The organism is Fibrobacter sp., from assembly GCA_024398965.1.
Taxonomy (GTDB): Bacteria; Fibrobacterota; Fibrobacteria; order Fibrobacterales; family Fibrobacteraceae; genus Fibrobacter.
In genome coordinates, this window is the sequence record JAKSIF010000032.1 from 1 (window position 1) to 27,000 (window position 27,000).

The following is a 27,000-nucleotide window of genomic DNA, read 5'->3' on the forward strand; positions in this document are numbered from 1 at the left end:
AGGCTCTTGCCAAGATTCGTGGCATTACCCGCATGGCTTATAACGCTCCCGTGGTCTTGATGGTCTGTTACGACAAGGACCTGTGCTACCGCGCCCTGAATTACAATGACGAACACGAATGCGGCGACATGGATGCAAGTATTGTTGCAACCACCATGATGATGCAGGCTACGGAACTTGGACTTAACACCCTGTGGGCCCGCGGTTTCAATGCGGTGGAAATCGCCCGCGGTTTTGAACTGCCTGAAAACTTGAAGGTGAGCTGCCTTCTGGATGTTGGCTACGCCGATCCTGCCGAAGGTGGCCCCAGCCCCCGTCACACCGTCCGTAAGGAAATGGGTGAATTGGTGGAAGAACTTTAATTTTCTGAAATTAAGTCTATTTTAGCCGAAAAATTCTAACGTCTTGCTCATCAATGAGTTAGGCGTTTTTTTATAAAAAAGGCACTTTATTACGCCTTGGGGCCAAATAAAGTGAGCCTTTGTAAATTTCATTTAATTTCTAAATTTCACCCCGAAAACATAAATCGGGTTCGACCCAAAGGATAAATCATGCGTGATCAATTCGAAAGCCCGCTGATTCAGCGTTATGCTTCTAAGGAAATGAGTTTCATCTTCAGCCCGCAGTACAAGTTCCAGACTTGGCGCAAGCTGTGGATCTTCTTGGCTGAATCCGAAATGGAACTTGGCCTGCCCATTACCCAGGAACAGGTGGACGAACTGAAGGCTCACGCTACCGACATCAACTTTGATGTTGCCGAAGCCGAAGAAAAGCGCCGCCGTCACGACGTGATGAGCCACGTTTACGCTTACGGTGTTCAGTGCCCCAAGGCCAAGGGCATCATCCACCTGGGTGCAACTTCCGCTTTCGTTGGTGACAACACCGACCTCATCCAGATGCAGCAGGCTTTGATTATCGTCCGTAAGCGCCTCTGCCGCGTGATGGATAAGCTCTCCAAGTTCGCTATGGAATACAAGGACATGGCTCAGCTTGGTGCAACTCACTTCCAGGCTGCACAGCTCACCACCGTGGGTAAGCGTGCTTGCCTCTGGCTCCAGGACCTCCTCATCGACCTGGAAGAAGTCAACTTCCTCATCGAAGTTCTTCCGTTCCGCGGCGTGAAGGGCACCACCGGTACCCAGGCTTCCTTCATGGACCTGTTCAACGGCGACGAAGAAAAGATCATGGAACTGGACCGCCGCGTCACAGCCAAGGCTGGCTTCAAGCGCGTGCTCACCATCACCGGCCAGACCTACACCCGTAAGTGGGACAACCGCGTGAACCAGGTGCTCAGCTCCATCGCTCAGTCCCTCCACAAGTTTGCAACCGACATGCGCCTCATGCAGGGCGTTAAGGAAGTGGAAGAACCGTTTGAAAAGACCCAGATCGGTTCCTCCGCCATGGCTTACAAGCGTAACCCCATGCGTTCCGAACGTATCTGCTCTCTGGCCCGTTTCGTCATGGCCCAGGTGAACAGCACCGCCATCACTCAGGCTACCCAGTGGTTCGAACGTACTCTGGACGACTCCGCCAACAAGCGTCTCGCCATTCCTGAAGCATTCCTCGCTATGGATGCAATGCTCATCATCGCTGAAAACGTGACCAACGGCCTCGTTGTTTACCCGAAGGTGATCGAAAAGCGCATCATGGCTGAACTTCCGTTCATGGCTACCGAAAACATCATCATGGAAGGCGTGAAGAATGGCGGCGACCGTCAGGAACTCCACGAAGAAATCCGCGTGATGAGCCAGGAAGCTGGCCGCGTCGTTAAGGAACAGGGTAAGGATAACGACTTGCTCGAACGCGTCCTCAAGAACGAAAAGCTCCAGAAGCTGGGCATCACCGAAGAAAAGCTGAAGGAAATCCTGGACCTTCGCAAGTTCGTTGGCCGCGCTCCTGGTCAGGTTGTGAAGTTCGTGACCGAAGAAGTCCGCCCGGCTATTGACGCTGTGGAAGACTGGAACAACATTGACGCTGGCGAATTGAATGTGTAATTACGTCATTCTGGAGCGTCGCGCAGCGATGCGATAGAATCCAAAAAATTAAGAATGCGGCTCCTATGGGGTCGCATTTCTTTTATATATTCCTTTCTATGAACAGCTTTACTTTCTACAGTCCTACAGAATTTGTTTTTGGTCGTGCCACGGAATCCCAGGTGGGGGAGCTTTGCGCTAAGCATGGCGGGTCTCGCGTGTTGATTATTTACGGTGGCGGAAGTGTGGTGCGCTCCGGCCTTTTGGAACGCGTCAAGAATTCCTTGGCTGCTGCTGGAATTGCCTTTGCTGAAATGGGCGGCGTGCAGCCGAACCCCATTGATACCAAGGTTCGGGTCGGTCTTGAAATTGCCCGCAAATTTAAGCCGGACATGTTGCTGCCGGTGGGTGGCGGTTCCGTTATCGATACGGCCAAGGCTATGGCTGTGGGTTACTATTACGAAGGTGACTTCTGGGATCTTTACGAAGTAGTAGGTGGCAAGAAGAAGGCGACGGGAACCTGTGCGCTGCCTATTGGCGTTGTGCTGACGATTCCTGCTGCAGGTTCCGAGGGTTCCGGCAATGCGGTGATTACCAATACCACTACGAAGGTGAAGGTGGGAATCCGCTATCCAATGCTACTTCGCCCGAAGTTTGCGGTGATGAATCCGGAGCTGACCATGACTTTGCCAGAATGGCAGACTGCCAGCGGCGTCAGCGACATGATGGCCCACATTCTGGAACGTTACCTGAGCAATACTCCCGATGTGCAGATTGGCGACCGCCTTGCCGAAGGTATGCTCCTTGCCATTATGGAATGTGCAGAAAAGGTCATCGCGAATCCCGATGATTACGAAGCCCGCGCCAACATTATGTGGAGCGCCACGGTGGCTCATAACGATACCTGCTCCATCGGCCGCGTTGAAGACTGGAACAGCCATGCCATGGAACATGAAATTTCTGCGGAGTACGATGTTACCCACGGCGCAGGCCTTGCGGTGATTTTCCCTGCGTTCCTGCAGTACGGCGCTAAGCATAATCCCCACAAGATTGCCCAGCTGGGACATCGCGTGTTGGGCATTGCGGACTCCGGCGACGAGGCTGCTGATGCCATGGCTGCAGCCCTTGCCATGAAGACTTGGCTCCACGACAAGCTCCACATGCCGGTGACTTTCGCGCAACTCGGCATAGAAAACCCCAACCTGGAACTTCTCAACGAACGCCTCCACAAGTTGAAGGGTGAGGTTCTTCACGGCTACATGGATCTGGACGCTGCCGCCACCATGGAAATCTACAAGCTGGCTTTGTAAGGTTCGCTGTGTCGGGAATGTTCTATAAATTTTACGGTTGGGAAGGTGCCCCTGAAAAAGTGCGGTACCTTTACGACTTGCTTTCTGAAATCTGGTGCGTTGAAACTTGCGCGCCCCGCCTTCGTCAAAAGTGGTCTCGCGAAAACAAGACTTGCGGACAATGTTCCATTACCGCATTTTTGGTGCAGGACATTTTAGGCGGCGATGTGTATGGCATTCCCTTGCCAGATGGAAGCGTTCACTGCTACAATGTGGTGGGGGAGAGTGTCTTCGACTTGACTAGCGAACAGTTTGACCCGAAGTTTCGCGACGGGTCTTCGGAACCAGGTAAACTTCGTTACGAGAATAATCCCCTGCAGTCTCGTGAGGTTCATTTTGCCAAGGGAGAAAAACGCTTACGTTATGAGTTGTTGAAAGGCCGTTTGCAAGAGATTCTACCGAAAGATTTCAAATAGGATTGCCTTTATTTTATTATCTTAACTCCTGTAAATAATTACAGGAGTTTATATGTCCGTTCAAGTTATGGTAAATGGTATTCCGGGAAACATGGGCAAGATTGTGGCCGAAACCTGCGTGAAGCGCGGCCTGGAACTGGTCCCGTATTCCCTGACTGGTGAAATCATCGTCGAAAACGAATCTGAAGTGGCTGGCAAGACCATCCAGCTTCTGAAGCCCAGCAACCGCGAAGAACGCATCGGTGAAGTTCTTGCCAAGTACCCGAACCTCATCTGCGTTGACTACACTCATCCCACTGCCGTGAACGACAACGCCGCTTTCTACGTAAAGCATAAGATTCCCTTCGTGATGGGCACCACCGGTGGTGACCGTGACGCTCTCCTGAAGCTGGTTGCCGATGCGAACCATCCCAGCGTGATTGCTCCCAACATGAGCAAGCAGATTGTGGCCTTCCAGACCATGATCGAATGGCTGGCTACTGAATTCCCCACCGCCTTCAGCGGCTACAAGCTTTCTGTGGTAGAAAGCCACCAGAAGACCAAGGCTGACACTAGCGGTACTGCTCGTGCCGTGGTTGGCTCCTTCCAGAAGATGGGCTTCAGCTATACTCCGGACGATATCGAAAAGGTCCGCGACGAAAAGAGCCAGATGGAACGTATGGGCGTGCCCGAAGAATACCTGGGCGGTCATGCATTCCACACCTACAGCCTGGACAGCGAAGACGGCACCGTCCACTTCGAATTCCAGCACAACGTGTGCGGCCGTAAGATCTACGCCGAAGGTACCGTTGACGCCGTGAACTTCCTGGCAGAACAGATTGCCGCCGGCACTGCAAAGCCCTTCAACATGATGGACGTCCTCCGCTCCGGTAAGATGCGTTAATCAGCTTAAAGGTTAAAGGATAAAGTTTATAGAAGAATAATGCGAGGCTAAGCCTCGTTGATGAAGAGCGGCGTAGCCGCCTAGCTAAGTTCTTTAACCTTTCCGCTATCACCTCGTCGCTAATATGCGTTCCTATATCCTTAGACGTTTGCTGCTGATGGTCCCGACTCTTATCGGGATTTCATTGGTATGCTTCATCCTGATTCAGTTGCTGCCTGGCGGACCTGTGGAAGAAATGATTTCCCGAGCCCAGCAGGCTGCCGCCATGAAGGGTGGGGTAGATGCGTCCAAGGCGCTGTCGCCAGACCAGATTGCTCAGATCCAGGCCTACTTCGGTTTTGACCAGCCGGCCTGGAAACGCTACCTGACCTGGCTCTGGAACGTTCTCCATCTGGATTTAGGTAACAGCTACACTTACGGCTTGCCTGTCTGGGACGTGATTACCAGCCGTTTCCCCATTTCCTTGTTCTTTGGCTTTACCTCGTTCTTCCTCAGTTATCTGATCTGTATTCCTCTTGGTCTTTGGAAGGCTGTGCGCCACGGAAGCAAACTGGATTCTCTTAGCAGCGGCGTGATTTTCTCGGGCTATGTGATGCCTGGTTACGCCTTGGGTATCTTGCTGATCATCTTTTTGGCAGGCGGCTCCTACCTGGACATTTTCCCGCTAGGCGGCTTGACTTCCGACGAGTTCGAGGACTTTTCCTTCTTTGAAAAGATTGTAGACTTGGCTCACCATCTTGTGCTGCCCATCTTCTGCTACATGATCAGCGAATTTGCGTTCCTTACGTTCCTAATGAAGAACTCTGCCTTGGAGGAACTGGGTAGAGACTACATGCGAACTGCCCTTGCCAAGGGCTTGAGTTTTAGGAAGGCCTTGGTTCACCATGCCCTGCGTAATGCCTTGATTCCCATTGCGACACGTCTCAGCGAAATCTGCACCTTGATGTTTGCCGGAGCCCTTTTGATCGAAAAGGTTTTCGATATCGATGGCATGGGCCTTCTTTACTACAACTCCATGGTGAACCGTGATTATAACGTGGTCATGGGCATCATTTTCCTGAGCAGTTTAATGGCTATGATTGGTCGACTGTTCAGCGATATCCTGTACACCATGGTAGACCCGAGAATCAAATTCAGTTAAAATGAAATGTGAAGAATGAAAAATGAATTAAAACGAATAAATCATTTTTCATCGTTCATACTTCATTCTTCATTTTATATATATTGTTTTCCATGAATAACGAAATCGTTTCTCCTGCTGTTAAAGATTTTCTTTTGTCTCACGGCTATTCTGCCGATGCTGAAATTTCCACTATTGCCGGTGCTGGTTCGGGCCGAAAGTACTACCGTATCGCCAGCGGCGATCGCAGTTGCGTTCTGCAGGTGTCTGCAACGGTGGACGACGATTTCAAACGCTTTGTCGATTATTCCAAGACTTTCGCTGAATATGGCCTTCCGGTCCCTCGAGTCTATTTCGTAGACGAGGCCACCTGTTCCGTGGTGCAGGAAGACCTTGGTGCCCACAACCTCCTGGACAACATTCTTCCTGAAGGTCAGGATAAGAAGTCCGGCAACGTGCGCATTCTCTATCCGGTGGTTATCGATGCTCTGGTCAAGTGGCAGGAAGTTTCCCGCTCTTTGTTCAGTTCCCATTCCGACCTGTGGCTCCGTCGCTTTGACTTTGCCGCCCTCAAGTGGGAAACCGATTATTTTACAGAAAATTTCTTGATGTCCCATAAGGGTATTTCCGAGATTCCGGATTCTGTCCGCAATTTCTATTCCATGATTGCCATTGCCGTGGATGCCCAGCCCAAGGTCCTGATGCATCGCGATTTCCAGAGCCAGAACATCATGGTGAAACCCGATGCCGAAATCGCTTTCGTTGATTATCAAGGCGCTCGCCGCGGTTCCATGTTCTACGATCTTGCAAGTCTTCTTTGGGATCCGTATGTAAGCCTTTCCCTTACCGAGATCAAGGATTTCTTTGAATACTGGCGCACGTCATTCCGTGAAACCAAGACTTACACAAAGGAAGATGCTTGGGAGGCCTTTATCCATGCAAGCCTTCAGCGCGTAATGCAGGCCATGGGTGCCTACTGCTTCCTTTCCAAGGTCAAGGGAATCCAGAAATTCGAAAAGTACATTGAACCGGGCAAGGCTCAGCTCCGTGTGCTGTTCGCCGAATTCAAGAAGGTTGCCAAGGCTACCAGTCCCGAAGTCTTTGAGTTCATGGAAAAGGCTTTGGCTTAATTACGATTTATGAATTACAAATTACGAGAATTTATTTCTCGTAATTTTTTTTGGTTATTAAGATGGCTTTAGTTTATACGAAGTATTATGCTCAGGCGGAAACCTTTGGCCGAGCCATAGGCTTTGCCTACGATGCCCTGGTTCATGGACCTTGTTCCTTCGATGCCAACGCAACCTGGAAGGGACTTGTTGAACGTGTAAAGCAGGGTGTGTATATGGGGGAGGGACTGCTGCTGCCTCATACTCGAGTTCCCGGTTTGGCTCAACCTCTGATGGCCTTCGTTGTTTGTCCCGAAGGATTGACCGGGATTGAAGTCCGTGGTGGCGAAAAGGCTCAGTTCATGTGCGTTCTGCTGTCTCCGGCGGAATCCGCCACAGCCCATACCATGGTCATTGCAGATATGGCAAAGAAAATGCTGAATCCCGAATGGAAAGCCAAGGCCCTGCAGGTCAAGAGCGATGCCGAAATCAAGGCACTCTTTGAGTAATCCGTAAAAGCCTGCCGTACATTTGAATGAGAGTTCGTCGTGGAGATGAACTCTTTTTTTGCTGAATAAAAGAAACTGCATAAAAAGAAACACCCCGCTTGCGCGAGGTGTCTCCAAATGTTCCAGTTGTCGTTGGAAGAACTTGACTACTAGCGAGAGTAGTATTCCACAACGAGCTGTTCCTGCAGCTGTACGGGGATCTGGTCGCGGAGCGGGAGCTTCACGAGAGAGCCGGACATCTTGCCAGCATCAACAGTCAGATATTCAGGAACGGTTGCGCCTGCTGCCAGGGCTTCCTTGATCTGAACGTGTTCCTTAGACTGTTCGCGAACTGCAATCACGTCACCAGCCTTGAGCTGACGAGACGGAGAGAAGCTACGGACGCCGTTCACGGTGAAGTGACCGTGAGCAACATACTGACGAGCAGCAAAGATGGTGCGAGCGAAGCCCATGCGGAGCACAGCGGCATCGAGACGGGTTTCGAGCAAGATCATCAGGTTGTCACCTGCAGAACCGGCGCGACGGTTGGCTTCCTTATAGGCCTTTGCCAACTGAGCTTCGGAAATGTTGTAGGTGAAACGCAGACGCTGCTTTTCAACGAGCTGCTGCTTGTACACAGAAGCGGACTTCTTGCGGTTCTGACCATGCTGGCCAGGAGCAAAGTGACGACGGTCGAGAGCCTTCTGAGTCTTGTTAGAAACAGCAAGGTCCAAGGAACGGGCAACCTTGCCCTTAGGTCCACGGAAAGAGGACATATTAACCTCGTAAAAGGAAGCTCTTTGGTTAACACGTATGCAGGTAGAGCTTAACACAACATACGCTAAGTGTGACCCATATATAGAAATTCTCGTTAAGGATTTCAAGCCGGAAAGGGGAGACTTGCACCGGAGGAACGGCTTTTTTTAATGAACAATGAACAGTGAACAATGAATAATGTCAGTAATGGCGCCTTCGGCGCTCTGTTTAGAAAGCGGCTTTGCCGCCTTTTTTCAAATTGTTAATGATAACTAAGGTGAGTGAAGCGGCCATGCTTGCATGGGCATTTCCGAGCCGATTATCAACAATAACGAAGTTAATCATTGTTAATTGTTAACTGTTAATTCATATATTTACGCCATGAATTGGAACGAACCCCAGCTGATCGATATCCCCATTGTACACGATGAACGTGGTAACCTGAGCGTTGTGGAAGGGGGCGAACTGATGCCCTTTGATATCAAACGCGTATATTACCTGTACGATGTGCCCGGTGGATCTACCCGCGGGGGGCATGCCCATCGTAAGCTTCGTCAACTGATTTTTGCCGCCAGCGGTAGCTTTGACGTGGTGCTGGACGACGGCAAGACCCGTCAGAAGTTCCAGTTGAACCGTTCCTACAAGGGCTTGTACATTCCCACCATGACCTGGCGTGAAATCGAGAATTTCAGCAGCGGTGCGGTATGCATGGTGTTGGCTTCGGAACATTACGACGCTGCCGACTATATATATGAGTATAATGACTTCCTGAAGGAAGTGGAATAAATAGTCCCGGGGTTCACCCGGGCTTTTTCGTTTAGAAATCCTTGGTGTAGTAGACGTTTACTACAGGCTTTGCCCCGAGAGATTCCTTGTACTTGATAAGGCTTTCGTTCAAGTAGTTTCCGCCCTCTTCGGTGGAAATGCCCCAGCTGAAGTTCTTGAAACCTTCGCGGGCTGCTTCACGCATGGCGTTTACATACAACGTTGTGGTTGGATGGAATTCCTTGAAGTTGTCGTCTGGAGCGATGTACTGGGCGTGAAGAACGCCTACTTCAGGGAAGGCGAATAGCATCATTGCGGCCACATAACGGTCGTTAAGCCAGATACCGCGGAAACGGATTCTTTCCTGAGTCGTGCCGTCTGGGGCGGCAACATTGAGACGCTTTTCCAGATCGCAAAGTTCTTCCATGGAATGAACCGGCTTTACGTTATGCTTGGCCTTGGAAATTTCGAGGAAACTGTAGAATTCCTGAAGTTCCCTGGAGGGTTTGCCGGTTTGAACATCGGCCGCATTGAATGCCCGGTAGATAATATCGAACTTTTCAGAATTGCGGAAGATGCGGCGGCAGTCCTTTTCGCAGTTGGCCAGAGGGTCGGCAATCTGGTTGCGGTCGGCATCCACGAGGGTGGTACAGGAACTGAGTTCCGTATGGCGGGTGTATCCCAGATGCTCCAGGGCGTATTCGATTACATCCGGAGATTCCTTGGCGAAAAGGGCCGGAGTAATCTTGAGTCTAACCTTCTTGTATTTGCTTGCGAAAAGCTGGTCTGCAAATTTCAGGGCTTCCATGACTCGGCTTGCAGAGTAGAATGCCTTGCTGAATATGGGACCACCGAAAGTTGAACCCTGATGGGATACGAAAGTCTTGCTACCATCCGGTTCCTGGATTTCGTTGCCTGGAAAATAGACTGCAATGGTTCCGCTACGTTCTAGTGCGAAGCTTGCATCCTTAAAACGATTTTCCGGATGGTAGTTGAGAAACTGCCTGCTCTGTAAAAAAGTCCCATTGACGGATTCCTGGAAAACAAAGTTGTCCAGTCGATGGTCCAGTTCCTTTTTGTAGTTCAGCAGTTCAAGCATATCCTTAAAGTAGTAAATCTTCATCATTTATATTTGCCATTTCATCGCCTTTACGGCAAAAATTGTTTTTTAGAAAGAGGATATTTACTACTTTGGATTCCATGACAAAAGTTCCCTACTATCCCTTGAAGCGCGTGGTGGATTCCTACGAAGGTGAATTGCAGAAGGCAACGAACCGTGTGGTGGAATCCGGATGGTTTATTCGCGGTAAAGAATGCGAATCCTTTGAAAAGGACTTTGCTGATTATTGCGGGGCCAAGTATTGCGTTGGGGTAGGGAATGGCCTGGAAGCTCTTTCCTTGATATTGAAGGGTTATATTGAACTTGGCCGCTTGGAACTGGGTGACGGGGTGATTGTTCCTAGTAACACCTTTATTGCAACCTGGCTTGCGGTAAAGGCTGCAGGACTGGTTCCCATGCCAGCGGAACCTGATTCTGAAACTTCCGTCTTGAATTTGGAAAATGTACAGAAGGCTCTTGTTCACGGCCAGTACAGCAGTGTCCGGGTGAAGGCCATTCTGGCTGTACACCTGTATGGACGTCTTTGCCCTATGGATAGGCTTAAGGCCTTTGCTGAAGAACGTGACCTGCTTCTGCTGGAAGATGCTGCCCAGGCCCATGGTGCCGCCATGATGTGCGTTTCCGCTGAGGATGGTGCGCAGAAGATGTATCGCGCAGGAAATCTGGGTGATGCCGCCGGCTTCAGCTTCTATCCTGGCAAGAACCTTGGGGCTCTTGGGGATGCAGGCGCTGTAGTCACTTCAGACGAAAATCTGGCCTGCGTGGTGCGCATGCTTGCCAATTACGGCTCCGAAAAGAAGTACGTCCACGAATACGTCGGTGAAAATTCCCGCCTGGATGAAATTCAGGCAGCCGTACTGTCTGTTAAGCTTCCTCGGCTGGAGGCAGAAAATGAAAGCCGCCGTAAGCTGGCGGAACGCTATTGCCAGGAAATAAGGAACCCTCTGGTTCGCCTTCCCATGGTAGCTCCTGAAAGAAGAATTTCCCACGTATGGCATATCTTTGCTGTCCACTGTGAACTTCCCGATGGTTCCAGCTGTCGTGACGCCCTCCAGAAACATCTGGCAGGACTTGGCGTGGAAACGCTGATTCATTACCCCACGCCGCCCCACAGGCAGAAGGCCTTTGTGGATACTTACGGCGTGGTGGACTATCCCGTTGCAGAAAAGCTTGCCCGGGAAGAGCTAAGTTTGCCGCTACATCCCTATATGACCGAGGATGAAATCCAGTCCGTCATCGACGGCGTAAACAGTTTTAACCCTACCGAAGTTTCTGCGAAGGCGGGTGCGTAATGTTTGCGAAGAGTTTTTTTGGCTCCGGTGCTGTTACTGCCTTCAATGCCTTTCGTGCCTTTGCCATCAATAAGCTGCTGGCCATATTTCTACCTCCGGCAGCCTTTGCCTGCGTGGGGCAGTTCCTGAACTTGATGTCCATCGGTCAGGCGACATCTAGCCTTGCCTTGCAAAACGGATGGACCAGCCTTACAGCCCAACATAAGGACGATGAAAAATCCCTCTTGGGAGTTTGGCGTGGCGGTGTTCGCCTAACAACCTTCGCCACGATCTTTACCTGTGTAGCAGCAGTCCTGTTCTGCTTCATGGCCCCTCTGGAAACCTTGTTCCCGGGAATGAACACCCGCTTGGTTCAGGCTGCAATTCTCTTTTCCTTGCCGGGAATTTTTGCAACGAACTTGATTACCATTAGTGCCGCGGTCATGAACGGCCTTGGCCAGAATCGAAAGTGGGCCCTCATCAACATGGTGGCTTCCGCCTGGCAGGTCCTTTGGGTGGCCTTCTTCCTCTATACGGAACGGCTTTCTGTGTTGTCCATCATTGCAACCCAGTCCATCTTTGCTGGCGTTTTTGCAATGCAGATTGCCTCTAGGGCTGGCTTTAGCCTAAAGCGAATCTGGTCAACCGCCTTGGATACCCGTGAACCTTGGGTTTCCTATGCCTTGATGGGCCTAGTGCCCATGATTCTTTCTCCCGTGGTTTTGACGGTCATCCGAGTCTCCGTTGACTCCAGTTTTGGTCACGATGCTGCAGGCATCTGGCAGAGCATCTGGAAGATTTCCGACTTTCTCTTTATGATGATGTCTGCAATCCTTTGCGTCATCATCCTGCCCAAGGTTTCTGCACGGCTCTCTCGTGGTGATTTCCAGAAGTTGTTCTATCCCTTGCTGCTTCGCGTCATGGGCATTTCTCTAGTGGCAACCTTGGTCCTGTATTTTGGCCGAGGAATCCTGGTGCAGGTCTTGCTGTCCAGTGCCTACATGGGAGCGGTGGACTATATGCCCTTGCAACTGGTCGGAGATTTCTTTAGGTCTGGAGGTTACGCCTTGGCCTTGGTGCTGATTGCCCGCCGGGAAACAAAGACGTTCCTGTCCATTGAAATTTTCGGGGAAGTGTTCCTTGCCGTAGGAACCCTTGTGGGAATCAAGTTCCTTGAATTTAACGGTCCCATGGCAGCCTATGCTGCAGAGAATTTCCTGTACTTTGTTATCATGTTCATTGCCGTAGGTCGATTAAAATGGAATGCGCAGTAGATAACGTGATTGTACAGAATCCTTTCGAGAACATTTATGCTCGAAAGTTTGCCGAAGGTTCGGAACAGGAACAGCGGGAATTGCCTCCTGTGGTTTCTGTTCTTTTGGCAAGTTATAACCACGAGAAGTATGTGGAATCTGCGGTGCGCTCCGTTATGGGCCAGAAAGGCATTCCCTTTGAACTGATTGTGGTTGATGATGGAAGCTCGGACAAGTCTCCCGAAATTTTGGAGAGCCTTTCCAAGGAACTTCACTTCACCTTTGTTCATCGTCCCAACAAGGGTGTTATCGCAACTTGCAATGAGATGCTTTCCTTGGCTCGCGGCAAGTATTTCTGCACCTTTTCTTCCGATGATATCATGCCGGCGGAACGACTGGCTAAACAGGTCCATTTTATGGAAACCCATCCCCGCGCTGTAGGATGTTTCGGCCAGGTAAGGCCCATGTCTGAGGAGGGCGTTGTGGGGGAGGAACTTGACCCGCAGTTTCTGGAAGCGGTTCCGGAAATTTTCTTTGACGAATTTTTCCTGGGATTGAAACCTCTCCATGGCTGCGCAGAAATGTTTGTGACCCAAAAGATCAAGGATCTAGGTGGTTACGACAGCCGATTCTTCTTTGAAGATTATCCCTTGTACTTGAAGGTTCTTTACGAGTTTGGTCCCCAGCCTGTAAGCCCCGATGTGGAGTGCTGTTATTATAGGACTCATGGGTCCAATCTCCACGCCAATCATAACCGCATGTATGGGGAAATTTTACGCATCATTGATCTTTACAAGGATCATAAGCTTTATTCCAAGGCGGTTAAGGTGTGGAAGGCTCGCTGGTTCTCGGCCCTGGCGTATAACCAAAAGGGGGAGGCCCTTAAGCGTTTGCCTAAGCTGGCTAGTTTCAGCCCGGCGTTCCTAAAACGATTGCCCAAGCTGTTTATACCTTCAATCTTTCTGACCCGTTAACCTTAAACACACCCCTTCATCCTTCACTGTTATGGTCATATCCGTTTGCATGGCAACCTACAATGGCGCTCGATATATCCGCCAACAACTGGAAAGCATCCTGCTGCAGTTACCTGGTTCGCCTACGGATAATTCTTTGGCCGAAGTAATTGTTTCCGACGACGGTTCTACGGATGAAACCCTTAGGATAATTCAGGAACTGGGGGATGCCCGAGTTCGGATTCTTCCAGCAGGTTCCCGCCTTGGGCCTATCTACAATTTTGAACGAGCCCTTAGGGAGGCCAAGGGCGATGTCATCTTCCTTTCGGACCAAGACGACATTTGGCTGCCGGGGAAGGTTCATGCCATGCTGGAGGCCTTGGGCTATGATGGCTCCACCTTCGGGCCTGTCGCTCCCCTCCTTGCAATTCACGATGCCAACATCATCGATGGGGAAGGCGCTCAAATGGCCGGCTCCATGTGGCAGACCCGTCCCTATAAGGCAGGCGTTTTTAGCAATTGGTTAAAGAATTCCTTTTCCGGATGTTGCATGTCCTTCAGGCGTGAACTTCTGGCTTCCGCCCTCCCGTTCCCGAAGGATCTTCCCATGCACGACCAGTGGCTAGGAATTCTTGCGGAACGTAGGTCTTCCGTGGTTGCGGTTCATCGCCCGCTGATCGGTTACCGCGTGCATACGTCAAACGCCACCAACCTTACGGCCAGTGGCGCACTTCGAAAAAAGGTGGGCTTTGTCCAGCGCTTACGTTGGCGCCTTAATTTGCTGAAGGCTCTTCTTTCGGCTCGATAAATCCGCCGGCGGCAACGAACTCCTGCCAGCCCACTTGCAAGAATGCTCCTGCTCGGGTCAGGTTTCCCTGGGCGTCTTCGTAATCCTTGAGGATTCTGCTCCATTCCTTGGTGTCACGGATAACCTTGACGTCCTTGGTAATCTTGCGTATGAGCAGGTCTTGCTTCCACTGGGCGGCTTCGCCAAGGTACTTGCATGAAACGTCCAGAGCGTCCAGGTAGGCGGGGAGGGCGTTCAAGAATTTCATCTCGAAGTCCTTTGCCTTGGGCTTGGCCTGGGCCAGCAGGTTTTTCTGGTTGATGACGTTACGGCGGAGCTCACTCATAAGGCGAACGATTCGCTCAAAGTCGACCTGGGGCCAGAACATGCTGAACGGCCACATCTTTTTCCAGTGGAACTTGAACATGGATTCGTGTGCGGTGTTCTTTGCACGCAGAAGCTCCTTCAAATTGCTGAAAATAATCTGGGACGGTAACATGTTGTTCTGGAAATTTTCACTCATGTGGGGCAATATAACTAAAAAATGAGGGGATAATTGCTGAAAACGGCCCATATTTCCAATTCTTAACTTGCATTTTCAAAATAAGGAATTAAATTCTATGCCATAAAACTTATAAAGGGTTGATAATGAACAACAAAAAATTCAAAATTCTTCTTATCGTGGACATCGTCCTCATTGTAGGTCTGTTTGCGTTGATGATGGTTCTTAAGGGCGGTTACAACGATCAGGCCCAGAAGTCTGTAAACGAACAGGTTGGAGCCTATCTGGAACAGTCCAACGGTGTTCTTCAGGAACAGTGGAAGTCCGTTGACCAATATGGCATGGCCTGGAAGCTCGTGTTCACCACCTTGACTGGTGACAAGTCCGAAAAGTCCTTCGACGCTGCTGTCAAGGCTATCGAAGAAAACAAGGAAGCTCGCTTCAACCAGCTTTCCCGTATGTACACCGCCGCAGGTATTCCTCCTCAGGCTCAGAACGGCATTAACGAAAAGGCCGGCCTTGCTGACAAGTTCCTTCTGAAGGACGAAAACGGCGTTAAGGAAGTGGCTTGCGGTAAGAACTGCGTTGCAACCTTTACCTTTGCCAAGGGCAAGCTGAAGGAAGCCGACTACAAGGCTCTTGCCAACTACAACATGGCAGAAAACTTTAAGCTGGAAGCTCCCGCATCCTTCCATTTCGAATAAGGGGTAGTAACAATGAATTTAAAGACTATTTCTATCGCCTTGGCCGCTGTGGCAGTTCTTCTGTTGGCAACTCTTCTTATGCAGAAGGGTGGCTACGTTTCCCAGGCTACCGAACATTATAACAAGACTACCGAAAAGTCCTACAAGGGCGCATCCCAGGTGGTTGAATACGTGAACACCTCCATCGAAACCAACAAGTCCGTCTGGGCTCTGGCTTGCGAAGTGGTGCAGACCGTCAAGACCTCCCAGGATCAGGCTCGTCTCGAAGCAAAGTTCTTCCCCTCCACCAAGGGTACCATGAGCATTGCTAACAAGACCCGCAAGTTTGAAGCAACCGGTGACTACTACATCGTTTCCAACTTCGCCAACGTGGAAGTAGACAAGAAGACCGACGTCAAGTCTCTCTCTGGTCTTACTTCCGTTAACGTCAACGCACTCCTTGGCATCATGACTGCTGCCGAAGAACCTGAAGAAGACGAAGAAATGGAAGAGGAAGAAGCACCGGCTCCCAAGAAGGCTGCAAAGCCTGCCAAGGGTAAGAAGGGCAAGAAGGGTAAGAAGCGCTAATCTAGCAAGCTAGAATTGGTGCTAAAAACCTAACTCTTTGACTCTCAACGAGTTACGAAAACGGTCCGAATTTCGGACCGTTTTTTGTTGTTTTTGCCCCTCCGTGTCATCCTGAGCGAAGTGAAGGATCTAGCTGTTTTTAAACAGATTTAAGCATTTTAAAACTTTAAAGGACTGGGGAGAAAAGCTAAATTTCCCCTCGTAAAATTCAAAAAAACACAAGGTGCCGGCTAACCCCCGGCAAGAGGTAAAAATGCTCATTCTTCGTGGTACTCCGGCTTTGTCGGACTTCCGTCTCCAGAAACTTCTGGCTGACTTCAAGAAAGAAAACCTGAACGTCACAAGCGTTTACGCTGAATTCCTCCATGTGGTGGATCTGTCCGCCGATCTTTCCGCATCCGAAAAGGAAACTCTGGAAAAGGTGCTCCACTACGGCCCCATGCGTGAAGCCAAGGCTCTGGAAGGTGAACTGTTCGTGGTTTGCCCCCGTCCGGGTACCATCAGCCCCTGGAGCTCCAAGGCTACCGATATCGCTCACATCTGCGGCCTGCCCGCCATCAAACGTATCGAACGCGCCATCGCCTACTACGTAAAGTTTGACGGTGCTGCTTCCGCCGACGCCCGCAAGGTTATCGAAGCCAAGATCCACGACCGCATGACTCAGGCCGTGTTCGCAGACCAGGCTTCCCTGGACGTTCTCTTCAGCAAGGAAGAACCGCGCCCCCTGAACATTATTCCGGTCCTTACTGAAGGCCGTGAAGCTCTCGTCAAGGCAGACAAGGCCATGGGCCTCGCTCTTTCCGCCGACGAAATTGATTACCTGGTGAACAACTTTACCGCTCTCAAGCGCAATCCCACCGACGTGGAACTGTACATGTTCGCTCAGGCCAACTCCGAACATTGCCGCCACAAGGTATTCGGTGCCGAATGGACCATCGACGGCGTCAAGCAGGACAAGTCCCTGTTCCAGATGATCAAGAACACCTACGCTCTGCACAACACCAACATCTTCAGCGCCTATAAGGATAACGCTGCCGTGATGAAGGGTGCAACCGCCGGTCGTTTCTACGCTGACCCTCGCACCAACAAGTACGACTTCCACAACGAAGAAGTGGACATCTTGATGAAGGTGGAAACTCATAACCACCCCACAGCAATTTCTCCGTTCCCCGGTGCTGCAACCGGTAGTGGCGGTGAAATCCGTGACGAAGGTGCAACTGGTAAGGGTTCCAAGCCGAAGGCTGGCCTCACTGGCTTTAGCGTTTCCAACCTGAAGCTTCCTGGTGCCGTTCAGCCTTGGGAAAAGGACTTCGGTAGCCCGTCCCGTATCGCTTCCGCTCTGGACATCATGATCGACGGTCCTCTTGGCGGTGCCGCTTTCAACAACGAATACGGCCGTCCCAACATCCTGGGTTACTTCCGTACTTTCGAACAGGAAGTTTCTGCTGAAAAGGGTAACGAAGTTCGCGGTTACCACAAGCCCATTATGCTGGCTGGCGGTCTCGGCAACATCAAGCACGACCACATCGAAAAGGGCCACATCGACCCGGGTGACCACCTGGTAGTTCTGGGCGGTCCTGCAATGCTTATCGGCCTTGGTGGCGGTGCAGCAAGCTCTGTGGCCAACGGTGCCGGTAACGAATCTCTGGACTTTGCTTCTGTGCAGCGCGAAAACCCCGAAATGGAACGCCGTTGCCAGGAAGTCATCGACCGTTGCTGGGCAATGGACGACGAAAACCCCATTACCTTCATTCACGATGTGGGTGCAGGTGGACTTTCCAACGCCTTCCCGGAACTGGTGAACGATGGCGGCCTCGGCGGTAAGTTTGAACTCCGTAACGTTCCTAACGACGAACCGGGTATGAGCCCCTTCGAAATCTGGAGTAACGAATCCCAGGAACGTTATGTGATCGCCGTTGCCGGCAACAAGCTGGACGTGTTCGACGCTATCTGTAAGCGTGAACGTTGCCCCTATGCTGTAGTTGGCGAAGCTATTCCTGAAAAGCATTTGACTCTTACCGATAAGCACTTCGGTTCTACTCCTATCGACATGCCGCTGGAAGTCCTTTTGGGCAAGCCGCCTCGCATGATCCGTAACGAAAAGAGCCAGAAGCGTCCCCTTACTTCCCAGGTGGTTCCTGCTGATGCATCCATCAAGGATATTGCACACCGCGTTCTCGCAAACCCCACTGTGGCAGACAAGACCTTCTTGATCTCCATCGGTGACCGTTCCGTGACCGGTATGATCTGCCGCGACCAGATGGTCGGCCCCTGGCAGGTTCCTGTTGCTGACTGCGCTGTGACCTCTGCAACTCTCGACACCTACGAAGGTGAAGTGATGTCCATGGGTGAACGCGCTCCGATCGCTCTTATCTCTCCGGCTGCTGCAGCCCGCATGACTGTTGCAGAATCCCTCACCAACATGGCTGCCGCTTACGTTCCGGATATGGGCCGCGTAAACCTTTCCGCAAACTGGATGGCAACTCCCAACTACGAAGGTGACGGTGCCGACCTGTACGAAGCTGTAAAGGCTATCGGTATGGAACTCTGCCCGGAACTGGGCATCACCATTCCGGTGGGTAAGGACTCCATGTCCATGAGCACTGTATGGCAGGACGAAAAGGGTAGCCACCGCGTTACCGCTCCGATCTCCCTGGTCATCAGCGCCTTCTCTCCCTGCGCCGACGTTCGCAAGACCATGACCCCGCAGCTGATCCAGAATAACGACACTACCTTGATGCTTGTTGACCTGGCTCGCGGTAAGAACCGTATGGGTGCATCCATTGCAGCCCAGGTTTACAACATGCTTGGCGACAAGGCTCCGGACGTTGATTCCGCTAAGGAACTCCGCGCCTTCTTCGAAACCATCCAGAAGCTCAATGCCGACGGCAAGATCATGGCTTACCACGATAAGTCTGATGGCGGTCTCTATACCACCGTTACCGAAATGGCATTCGCAGGCCACGTTGGTGTTACTTTGGATGTAAACGCTCTCCAGGGCAACGTCATCGACGCTCTCTTCAACGAAGAACTGGGCGCTGTGCTTCAGGTTGCAAATGCAGACGTTGCTGCTGTTAAGGCTGCCTTCGCTGCTGCAGGTCTTGGCGACACCGTTTCTGAAATCGGTAAGCTGAACAACACTTACAACATCGTCATTGGCGACTACGCCGAAGGCCTCTCTGACCTTCGCGCTATCTGGTCCGATACCACACGCCGCATCGCCGCCCTCCGCGACAATCCGGCTTGCGCCGAAAGCGAATACCAGCTGAAGTTGGAACAGGATGATCCGGGCATCACTCCGAAGGTCACCTTCGATCTCAATGCAAGCGCAAAGATCATCAAGGATTACTCTAGCCGCCCGAAGATGGCTATCCTCCGTGAACAGGGCGTCAACGGTGAACTGGAAATGGCTGCTGCATTTGCTAAGGCAGGTTTCGAGTCCATCGACGTTCACATGACCGATATCTTGAGCGGTCGCGTAAGCCTGAAGGACTTCAACGGTCTGGTGGCTTGCGGTGGCTTTAGCTACGGTGACGTTCTTGGCGCTGGCGAAGGCTGGGCAAAGAGCATCTTGTTCAACCCCAAGGCTCGCGCAGAATTCGAAGCCTACTTCAACCGTAAGGATACCTTCACTCTGGGCGTCTGCAACGGCTGCCAGATGGTTTCCAACCTGAAGGATTTGATTCCTGGCGCAAAGCACTGGCCCCGCTTCGTTCAGAACCTCTCTGAACGCTTCGAAGCCCGTTTCGCAAGCTTGAAGGTGGAAGATACCCCGGCTGTGCTCCTGAAGGGTATGGCTGGCTCTGTGCTGCCTATCGCAGTGGCTCACGGTGAAGGCCGCGCAGAATTCGCATCTCGGGTCGCTGCAGAAGCCTGCTTGAAGACTGGCCTCGTGGCTCTCCGCTACGTGGACGGCAAGCACGAATACACCGAACGCTACCCGCTGAACCCCAACGGTTCACCCTTCGCCATCAACGGTCTCTGCTCTGAAGACGGTCGCGCTCTCGTCATGATGCCGCACCCGGAACGCGTGTTCCGTACCTGCCAGTACTCCTGGCATCCGGCTGAATGGGGCGAAGACGGTCCGTGGATGCAGCTGTTCCGCAACGGCCGTATCTTTGTGGGCTAGCCAGGGTCGAATGCGGCCTGGCCGTATCTTTGTTGGGTAGCCTCTTTTACACTATTCACTAAAAACATCCGCTTCCTGCTTTACCGCAGGGGCGGATTTTTTTTGAAAAATCAATAAAGTTTTCGAAAGTTTACGTGTGAAAGACAGGTCGTTGGTGTTTGCCAAAATTTACAGCGAAAATCCATTTCACAAAGCTATATTTGTGTCATTAAAAAGGGTTTCGACATGAATAGAGTTTCATCTACTTTGGCATTGGTTTTGGGTGCTTTTGTAACAATTAGTTCTGCAGCTCAGATTCAGGGATTTATTTCGGGTTATGCACCTGGTGACATCACTGAAAAAAAAGAAAAAAAGGGTGGCGCAGAATCTGAGATTGATCTTCACTCTGACTTTGCATGGGGGCTGGGCGCCGAGTTCTTGGTTTTCCCTGTTGGTCCTCTTATGGTTGGTGGCGGCCTTGGTTACATGGGCATGCAAAAAGATGGTGATAATGGTATTGTTTTGCCTGCATTCCCGTTCTGGGCATCTGTTGGTGCAATTGCTCCTGAAGAATGGAAGGCTCGCCCTTATGTAGAGGCAAGAATTGGTTATCCTATTCCGGCAACAACCCTTAAGACCTGGTGGAATGAACCGGTTAATTTCTTTGTGATGGGCAATGTCGGTGTTCAATTGCCGTACCACATGGGCGTTGAATTTAACTGCACTTATTTGACCATGGAGAAATACTTTGCCGCAGAAGGTTACAAGTTCCGTTTGAACTCTCTGAAGTTCGGTGGCTCCATTACAGTTCACTTCGATTTGTTCAAGAATTCTGCACAACCGGCTCCTACTCCTGCTGAACCGGAAAAGACTGCAGAAGAACCTGTAGCCGAGGAATTCTCTTATGGATATCAATCTGATGAACAGACTGCTGTAGAACCTGTTGCAGAAGAAGCGGTTGCAGACTCGGCTTCCTACGGCGTTCCTTCTGAGGAAACTCCTGTTGAAGAATCTGCAGAACCTGCTCCTGAAGAACAGGTTGCTCCTGCCGAAGACGCTGTGACTGAAGAATCCGCGGAAGAAACTCCTGCGGAGGAACCTGTAGCCGAGGCTCCTGTTGAAGAGCCTGCTCCCGAACCTGCTGCAGAACCTGCCCCCGAACCGGAAAAGAAACCTGTTGCAAAGAAGAAAAAGGCTGCCAGCAAGAAAAAGACAACCAAGAAGGCTCCGGCAAAGAAGACCTCCAAGAAAAGGACTACGTCTAGAAAGAGACGTTAGAGTTTTTGTGGGTTGAAGAGATATGCCGCTTTTTGCGGCATTTCTTTTATGTAGTTTCAAGGATGTATTTGTTTGTGAAAATTGAGGCACTTTAAATGTCAGAACAATCTTTATCTCGCGAATCTTTGGTGGAATTCTTCGGTGCGGAAGAATACACTCGCTTGTGTCGCCATGAGGCTGGTCATGCGCTGGTTGCGTTACTTTTTAAGCGCCCTCTGGAATATGTGAAGATGACAAACTCCAAGGAACGCCCAGGTATTACCCGCATCTCCGGCAGCGATCTGGAAGGTTCCGCCCACATCGCAATCGCGGGACATATTTCCGAATTCATTATCCGCAAGAACTTCGCCTGCGATCTGGACACTGTGCTTAAGGAACTGCCTGCGGAACTGTACAAGAGCGATGCGGACTACCAGAGTTTTCAGGCCGCCTGCTATTACTACAAGATGTCGGAAGTGAACGTTGTGGAGCAGTGCTATAACGTGCTCATGGCCTGCCAGAAACCGCTGATGGCTATTGTTGACGGCCTGGAACAGCGCACTTACCTGAGCCGGGTCGATATTGAAAATCTTCTGAAAGTTTAAACGGCTTTTACACGGAATTTCGTCCGTGAAATGTCGCCACCCTTTTCGTAAAAAACAGATTGGTCTATATTGCCCTTTGAGGTGATATATGATTAGGATGTTTATGCGGCGGGTGGCAATTTTTATAGGATGTGTATTGCTACTGGCTTGTGGAGAGGCTGGGACGGGTGCACAAGAATTTGTGTCGGAAAATTCTTCGGCAAATTCTAGTGCCGATCAAAAAACGGATTCTTTGTACCAGGAAATTGTAGGAAAGGACTCTTCAATTTCTTTGGAAAATGTTGTTGAGGAAACTCCTTCTTCCAGCAGCACCAATACGTGGATTGGTCTTAGTTCCAGCGAATCCATTGAAACATCAAGTTCTAGTGAAATTCAAAATCAATCAAGTGAAATTTCTAATCAACCTAGTTTAAATGAAGTTGTCGAACTGCTTCCAAACAATGGTATTCCCTATATCCGCATTACGGTTCCCGATAGTGTAGCGTTAAATGACACCACCGAAAATGGGGAGGCCGTTTATAGTGAGGCATTCATTGAGATTGCGGGGAACGGACTGTATGGCGACGTGAAGGCGGCGGGGAAGGTTCGTTACCGCGGAAATTCTACTCGCCTGTGGTATCCTAAGAAACCGTACCGCATCAAGTTTAACGAGAAGGTGGAAGTTCTTGGGTTGGCTGCCAATAAGGATTGGGTCTTGCTGGCCAATTACCGCGATCAGAGCAAGTTCATGAATGCCGTAGTTTTCGACATGGCCCGCAACATGGGAAACTTCAAGTTTGTGAACGCCAACCGTTTTGTAGAAGTAGAAGTGAACGGTGATTACAAGGGCGTCTACCAGCTGACAGAACAGATTGAGCAGGCTGCCAACCGTGTGAACATTGACAAGGCTACAGGTGTATTGTTCAATATGGATAAGGATGATGGCCCGGAATTGAATACTTGGGAACACAACAATTTCTGGAGCAGCGTTTACAAGTTGCCTATGGCTGTGAAGTATCCAAAGGATGTTACGGCTACCGCTCTGGAATCCATCCAGGCGGATTTCGCGAAAGTGGAACAGGCCGTTGCTGATGGCGATTTCGCAACGTTCTCTGCCCTGATGGATGTGGCGACTTTCATAGACTACTTGATTATTCAGGAAGTGACCCGCAATGTGGAATTGGAGGCTCCCCGCAGCACATATCTTTACAAGGAAAGCTCTGAGGGCAAATATGCCTTCGGCCCCATTTGGGATTATGACGGCGGTTTCGGCTACAGCTGGAATGAAGAAACCTTTGAATACTTCGGCGAGAATTCCTGGATCTTAAGTAGCGGCAATCCTAGCAAGAGTCCCTTCAATTGTGTCGCAGAAAACATGAGTGCATGGGGTTATTGTAACACCGCAAATAATGGGGCCGGCGGCCGCGGCGGTATGGGTGGATTCGGCGGGTTTGGTCCCGGCGGTTCCGCAGCGGCCTGGGATGGCTACGGCGAAAGCGGTTTCTTTACCAACATGTTCAGCAACGAAGAATTCCTGGCTGCCTATAAGGCCCGCTGGAATGAACTGAAAGATGTTTTGTTTGATTATGCAACCGCTAATCTAGACGGCTATGTGACGCAGTGCCAGAAAGCTCTGGAAAATGATGCCGCACGCTGGCAACCCAAACGCAGCTACGTCACGGATGTTGCCTCCCTTAAAAGCTGGCTGCAAAAAAGGATTGCTGATTACTCGAGTATAGTGGCCGCGTATTAATTCGAAGTTTGTTTGGGTAAAAAAAGACCAGTCTCAAAATGAGAACTGGTCTTTTTATTAGTCCTTTAGGGATTATCCGCCACGAACGTGGCGGATGTAAAAACCGCCCGCTATGCGGGTGGATTAAAGCTTAAGCATTTCTGAATTTTGAAAAAGGAATGTCCCCAAATTGGTAATGTTTAGTTGTTCAAGCCAACACTATCAAAATGGAGACATCCCAAAATGGCAGAAAGTCTAGCGCACACAAAGTATGTGTGCAAATATCATATTGTATTTACTCCCAAGTACCGTCGCAAAGTCATCTTTTACGAATTGCGGGCAGATATCCGCCAAATTATAAAAGATTTGTGCAAATGGAAAGGTGTGACCATAATTGAAGGGCATCTAATGTGCGACCACATTCATCTACTCCTTTCAATACCTCCCAAATATTCGGTCTCAAATTTTATGGGCTACTTAAAAGGTAAATCAGCGATGATGATTTTTGAGCGGCATGCCAACTTGAAATACAAGTACGGTAATAAACACTTCTGGGCCACGGGGTATTACGTGAGTACGGTGGGTTTAAACACTGCGACCGTACAAAAGTATATCCGAGAGCAGGAGAAAGCTGATCAGATAGAAGATAAGCTGACTACAAAAGAATACGCCGACCCTTTCAAGGGTGGCCGGTAATCAGTCCACAATGGCTTGAACGAAGAGAAAGCCAGCGTCATTAAGGCGCTGGCAGTAATAACCCCTTCTAGGGGTAGATCAAACCACCCCTCTTAGGGGTGGTTTGTGATTTGTGGATCCTATCGGTCGCAAAGCTCCCTCCAGGATGACGTCTTTGATTACTTCAAAGCGGCAATCCGTGAGTCACAAGCAGCCGGTATTAACCGGCTGTGGTGACGAGAGCACTCGCTAGTCGCAGGTTCTTTATTGCGATTAAGCGAGTGCGGCAATAATAGCGTCGCCCATGCCGGTGGTGCCGACCTTGGTGCAGCCTTCCTGGTAGATGTCGCCAGTGCGGTAGCCCTGAGAAATCACCTTTTCGCAAGCGGCTTCGATTGCGCGTGCAGCTTCTTCTTCCTTGAAGGTGTAGCGCAGCATCAAAGCGGTGGAGAGGATCTGGGCCAGCGGGTTAGCGATGCCCTTGCCAGCGATGTCCGGAGCGGAACCACCTGCCGGTTCGTACAGACCGAAGGAACCTTCAGCAATAGAAGCGGAGGGGAGGAGGCCCATGGAACCGGTGAGCATTGCGCATTCGTCGGTAAGGATGTCGCCGAACAGGTTCGGGCAGAGCATCACGTCGAAGTCGCGGGGGCGCTTGAGGAGCTGCATAGCAGCGTTGTCCACATAAAGGTGTTCGAGAGTCAGTTCCGGATAATCCTTGATGACTTCGTTCACAACTTCGCGCCACAGAACGGAAGTGGTAAGAACGTTAGCCTTATCGATGGAAGCAACCTTCTTGTTGCGGAGCATAGCGGCGTCGAAAGCGAAGCGAGCGATGCGTTCCACTTCGTAGCGGCTGTACTTCATGGTGTCGAAACCGATTTCTTCCTTGGAGCCAGGAACGCCTTCGCGGCCCTTGGGCTGACCGAAGTAAACGTCACCAGTCAGTTCACGAACGGTAAGGATGTTGAAGCCGTCACCGACGATATCGGAACGCAGCGGGCAAGCACCGGCCAGTTCCTTATAGACGCGAGCGGGGCGGAGGTTGCAGAAAAGCTTGAAGTGCTTACGGAGCGGGAGGAGAGCACCGCGTTCCGGCTGCAGGTTAGGAGGAAGGTGTTCCCACTTGGGGCCGCCCACAGAACCGAAAAGAATACAGTCAGAAGCTTCACCCAGCTTGAGGGTGGATTCCGGCAGGGGAGAACCGCTTTCGTCGTAAGCAGCGCCACCGACGTTTGCCCATTCAGCATTCACGTCGAAGCCGAACTTCTTGGAAACAACGTCCAGAACGCGGACAGCTTCCTTCATCACTTCCGGACCGATACCGTCGCCCGGGAGAACTGCAATCTTGTAATTCTTGCTCATTATTGAGTCCTTTTTAAGGTTTGTTTATTTGAACGGGTCAAATCTAGTAATTTTTCTCTCGCGGGTGGAAACTCTTGTGCTCCTGCTTGATGAATTCCTTGTCCACGTGGGTGTAGATCTGGGTGGTGCTGATGTCGGCGTGGCCCAGCAGTTCCTGCAGCACGCGAAGGTCCATGCCTGCTTCCAGGCAGTGGGTGGCGAAACTGTGCCTGAACGTGTGGGGCGACACCTGCTTTGTCAGGTGAAGCGTATGCTGCTGTACAATTTTCCAAGCGCCCATGCGGCTCATGGGCTTGCCGTGGATGTTTAAAATTACGTTGTCTGTAGTGGGGTGGGTAAGGGGGCGGCCTCGCTCGATCCATTCCCTAAGATTTTCCTTGGCTTTGCTTCCCAGAGGAATTAGACGCTGCTTGTTGCCCTTGCCGATAGGTGTCAGCCATTCGTTGTCCAGGTCCAGCTGGGAAAGCTTGATGCCTAAGGTTTCTGAGATTCGAAGTCCGGCGCTGTACATCAGTTCGAACAGGGCGGTGTCTCGCAGAGGATTCTTGCCGTGGGCCGCACTTTCAAAAACGCTGTCCACCTCTTCTCGTGTGAGATATTCTGGCAGGTAGTGGCCCAGGCGTGGTGTTGCTAACATCGACTCGGTGCTGAAGTCGTACTCACCCTGGTTCTGCATGTACTTCAGGAACCCGCGAAGGCTGGAAAAATGCCGCGCGATACTTGTGGCCGCGTACTCCGCCTGGTCTCCATCTTTCTTTTTGCTTTGCAGCGCAGAGCCCGAAGCGTCGTCGCCTTTAACCCGGCTGGCAGTAGCAGTCAAAAACTGATCCAACTTCTCGGGAGTCAGTTCCTTCAAGTCAAGAGATTGATCGTCTAGCCAACCGACGAAGTGTCGCAGGTCCTCCTGATAGCTTTGAATCGTGGCTGGGGATAGGTTCCGTTCCACACCGAGGAAGGCCAAGTAGGCGTCAAGACGATTTGAATTAAGACTCAAAGGACTGGTCCAATTATGATGTATGAATTATGAGTTATGAGATGAAGCGAATATATAAATGTTTGACCGTTTTAAGACGAATTCTCCCCGCATTTCTGGTAATTCATAATTAGTAATTCATAAATGCGAAAAAATTTTAAATTTTTTCTCAATTCCCCTTGCCAAGTCTAGTCGATAATTCTATAATTGTGCCCGTCGATGAGACATCGCGACAATGGATGATTAGCTCAGTTGGTAGAGCAGCTGACTCTTAATCAGCGGGTCGCAGG

At 50.8% G+C, this 27,000-nt stretch carries 25 protein-coding genes; 20 read left to right on the plus strand and 5 right to left on the minus strand.

What is annotated here, in order from left to right:
• From MJZ26_11230 to MJZ26_11265, 8 genes are all read left to right on the plus strand, one after another.
• A partial coding sequence (locus tag MJZ26_11230; protein ID MCQ2106350.1) for a nitroreductase family protein occupies positions 1–362 on the plus strand: 362 nt, incomplete at its 5' end.
• Between the two features lie 189 nt (positions 363–551).
• The gene (gene purB, locus MJZ26_11235; GenBank protein MCQ2106351.1) at positions 552–1,994 is read left to right on the plus strand and encodes an adenylosuccinate lyase; all 1,443 of its coding nucleotides are present in this window, start codon (positions 552–554) and stop codon (positions 1,992–1,994) included.
• A 98-nt stretch (positions 1,995–2,092) separates the two neighbouring features.
• Positions 2,093–3,283, plus strand: coding sequence for an iron-containing alcohol dehydrogenase (locus MJZ26_11240; protein MCQ2106352.1), 1,191 nt, complete (start codon positions 2,093–2,095; stop codon positions 3,281–3,283).
• A gap of 17 nt (positions 3,284–3,300) precedes the next feature.
• Complete coding sequence (locus tag MJZ26_11245; GenBank protein MCQ2106353.1) at positions 3,301–3,738, plus strand: hypothetical protein; 438 nt, start codon at positions 3,301–3,303, stop codon at positions 3,736–3,738.
• A 52-nt stretch (positions 3,739–3,790) separates the two neighbouring features.
• Complete coding sequence (gene dapB, locus MJZ26_11250; protein ID MCQ2106354.1) at positions 3,791–4,621, plus strand: dihydrodipicolinate reductase; 831 nt, start codon at positions 3,791–3,793, stop codon at positions 4,619–4,621.
• 124 nt (positions 4,622–4,745) lie between these two features.
• Positions 4,746–5,762 (plus strand): ABC transporter permease subunit, encoded by a 1,017-nt coding sequence (locus MJZ26_11255; protein ID MCQ2106355.1) that lies wholly within the window; start codon positions 4,746–4,748, stop codon positions 5,760–5,762.
• A 92-nt stretch (positions 5,763–5,854) separates the two neighbouring features.
• Positions 5,855–6,871 (plus strand): phosphotransferase, encoded by a 1,017-nt coding sequence (locus MJZ26_11260; GenBank protein ID MCQ2106356.1) that lies wholly within the window; start codon positions 5,855–5,857, stop codon positions 6,869–6,871.
• Positions 6,872–6,933: 62 nt separating this feature from the next.
• On the plus strand, positions 6,934–7,359 hold the full coding sequence (locus MJZ26_11265; GenBank protein MCQ2106357.1) for a PTS sugar transporter subunit IIA: 426 nt from the start codon (positions 6,934–6,936) through the stop codon (positions 7,357–7,359).
• A gap of 149 nt (positions 7,360–7,508) precedes the next feature.
• Here MJZ26_11265 and rpsD read toward each other — a convergent pair whose 3' ends face one another.
• Complete coding sequence (gene rpsD, locus MJZ26_11270; GenBank protein ID MCQ2106358.1) at positions 7,509–8,114, minus strand: 30S ribosomal protein S4; 606 nt, start codon at positions 8,112–8,114, stop codon at positions 7,509–7,511.
• Positions 8,115–8,475: 361 nt separating this feature from the next.
• Between rpsD and MJZ26_11275 the strand changes: the two genes are divergently transcribed.
• Positions 8,476–8,880, plus strand: coding sequence for an FdtA/QdtA family cupin domain-containing protein (locus MJZ26_11275; protein ID MCQ2106359.1), 405 nt, complete (start codon positions 8,476–8,478; stop codon positions 8,878–8,880).
• 31 nt (positions 8,881–8,911) lie between these two features.
• Here MJZ26_11275 and MJZ26_11280 read toward each other — a convergent pair whose 3' ends face one another.
• Positions 8,912–9,985 (minus strand): GNAT family N-acetyltransferase, encoded by a 1,074-nt coding sequence (locus MJZ26_11280; GenBank protein MCQ2106360.1) that lies wholly within the window; start codon positions 9,983–9,985, stop codon positions 8,912–8,914.
• Positions 9,986–10,059: 74 nt separating this feature from the next.
• On the opposite strand from MJZ26_11280, the gene MJZ26_11285 reads away from it, so the two are divergent.
• From MJZ26_11285 to MJZ26_11300, 4 genes are read left to right on the plus strand one after another with little or no spacing between them, the layout of a single operon-like run.
• On the plus strand, positions 10,060–11,271 hold the full coding sequence (locus MJZ26_11285) for a DegT/DnrJ/EryC1/StrS family aminotransferase (GenBank protein MCQ2106361.1): 1,212 nt from the start codon (positions 10,060–10,062) through the stop codon (positions 11,269–11,271).
• Positions 11,271–12,524 carry an O-antigen translocase gene (locus tag MJZ26_11290; protein MCQ2106362.1) on the plus strand — a complete coding sequence of 418 codons (1,254 nt, stop codon included), beginning with the start codon at positions 11,271–11,273 and terminating at the stop codon, positions 12,522–12,524. Before MJZ26_11285 ends, MJZ26_11290 begins: the two co-directional genes overlap by 1 nt.
• Positions 12,509–13,477: a glycosyltransferase gene (locus MJZ26_11295; protein ID MCQ2106363.1), complete on the plus strand. Its 969-nt coding sequence runs from the start codon at positions 12,509–12,511 to the stop codon at positions 13,475–13,477. The genes MJZ26_11290 and MJZ26_11295 overlap by 16 nt, the downstream gene beginning before the upstream one ends.
• Before the next feature lie 49 nt (positions 13,478–13,526).
• Positions 13,527–14,264 (plus strand): glycosyltransferase family 2 protein, encoded by a 738-nt coding sequence (locus tag MJZ26_11300; protein MCQ2106364.1) that lies wholly within the window; start codon positions 13,527–13,529, stop codon positions 14,262–14,264.
• On the opposite strand, the gene MJZ26_11305 is transcribed toward MJZ26_11300, so the two are convergent.
• Positions 14,230–14,766, minus strand: a complete 537-nt coding sequence (locus MJZ26_11305) for a hypothetical protein (GenBank protein ID MCQ2106365.1) — start codon at positions 14,764–14,766, stop codon at positions 14,230–14,232. The genes MJZ26_11300 and MJZ26_11305 overlap by 35 nt on opposite strands.
• A 125-nt stretch (positions 14,767–14,891) precedes the next feature.
• Here MJZ26_11305 and MJZ26_11310 point away from each other — a divergent pair, with 125 nt between their 5' ends.
• The 7 genes from MJZ26_11310 to tnpA all read left to right on the plus strand — a co-directional run bounded on the left by MJZ26_11310 (position 14,892) and on the right by tnpA (position 24,393).
• Positions 14,892–15,449, plus strand: a complete 558-nt coding sequence (locus MJZ26_11310) for a hypothetical protein (protein MCQ2106366.1) — start codon at positions 14,892–14,894, stop codon at positions 15,447–15,449.
• Positions 15,450–15,461: 12 nt separating this feature from the next.
• Positions 15,462–16,016 (plus strand): hypothetical protein, encoded by a 555-nt coding sequence (locus MJZ26_11315; GenBank protein MCQ2106367.1) that lies wholly within the window; start codon positions 15,462–15,464, stop codon positions 16,014–16,016.
• Positions 16,017–16,269: 253 nt separating this feature from the next.
• Positions 16,270–20,145: a phosphoribosylformylglycinamidine synthase gene (purL, locus tag MJZ26_11320; protein ID MCQ2106368.1), complete on the plus strand. Its 3,876-nt coding sequence runs from the start codon at positions 16,270–16,272 to the stop codon at positions 20,143–20,145.
• 225 nt (positions 20,146–20,370) lie between these two features.
• Entirely contained in the window at positions 20,371–21,402 is a 1,032-nt protein-coding gene (locus MJZ26_11325) for a hypothetical protein (GenBank protein ID MCQ2106369.1), read from the plus strand.
• A gap of 95 nt (positions 21,403–21,497) precedes the next feature.
• Complete coding sequence (locus MJZ26_11330) at positions 21,498–21,986, plus strand: hypothetical protein (protein ID MCQ2106370.1); 489 nt, start codon at positions 21,498–21,500, stop codon at positions 21,984–21,986.
• 271 nt (positions 21,987–22,257) lie between these two features.
• Positions 22,258–23,718: a CotH kinase family protein gene (locus MJZ26_11335; GenBank protein MCQ2106371.1), complete on the plus strand. Its 1,461-nt coding sequence runs from the start codon at positions 22,258–22,260 to the stop codon at positions 23,716–23,718.
• Between the two features lie 222 nt (positions 23,719–23,940).
• Complete coding sequence (gene tnpA, locus MJZ26_11340; GenBank protein MCQ2106372.1) at positions 23,941–24,393, plus strand: IS200/IS605 family transposase; 453 nt, start codon at positions 23,941–23,943, stop codon at positions 24,391–24,393.
• A 252-nt stretch (positions 24,394–24,645) separates the two neighbouring features.
• Here the strand turns inward: tnpA and leuB are convergent, their stop codons facing one another.
• Both leuB and MJZ26_11350 read right to left on the minus strand, forming a co-directional pair.
• Complete coding sequence (gene leuB, locus MJZ26_11345; GenBank protein MCQ2106373.1) at positions 24,646–25,737, minus strand: 3-isopropylmalate dehydrogenase; 1,092 nt, start codon at positions 25,735–25,737, stop codon at positions 24,646–24,648.
• A gap of 43 nt (positions 25,738–25,780) precedes the next feature.
• Positions 25,781–26,731 carry a tyrosine recombinase gene (locus MJZ26_11350; GenBank protein MCQ2106374.1) on the minus strand — a complete coding sequence of 317 codons (951 nt, stop codon included), beginning with the start codon at positions 26,729–26,731 and terminating at the stop codon, positions 25,781–25,783.
• Positions 26,732–27,000: the final 269 nt, after the last annotated feature.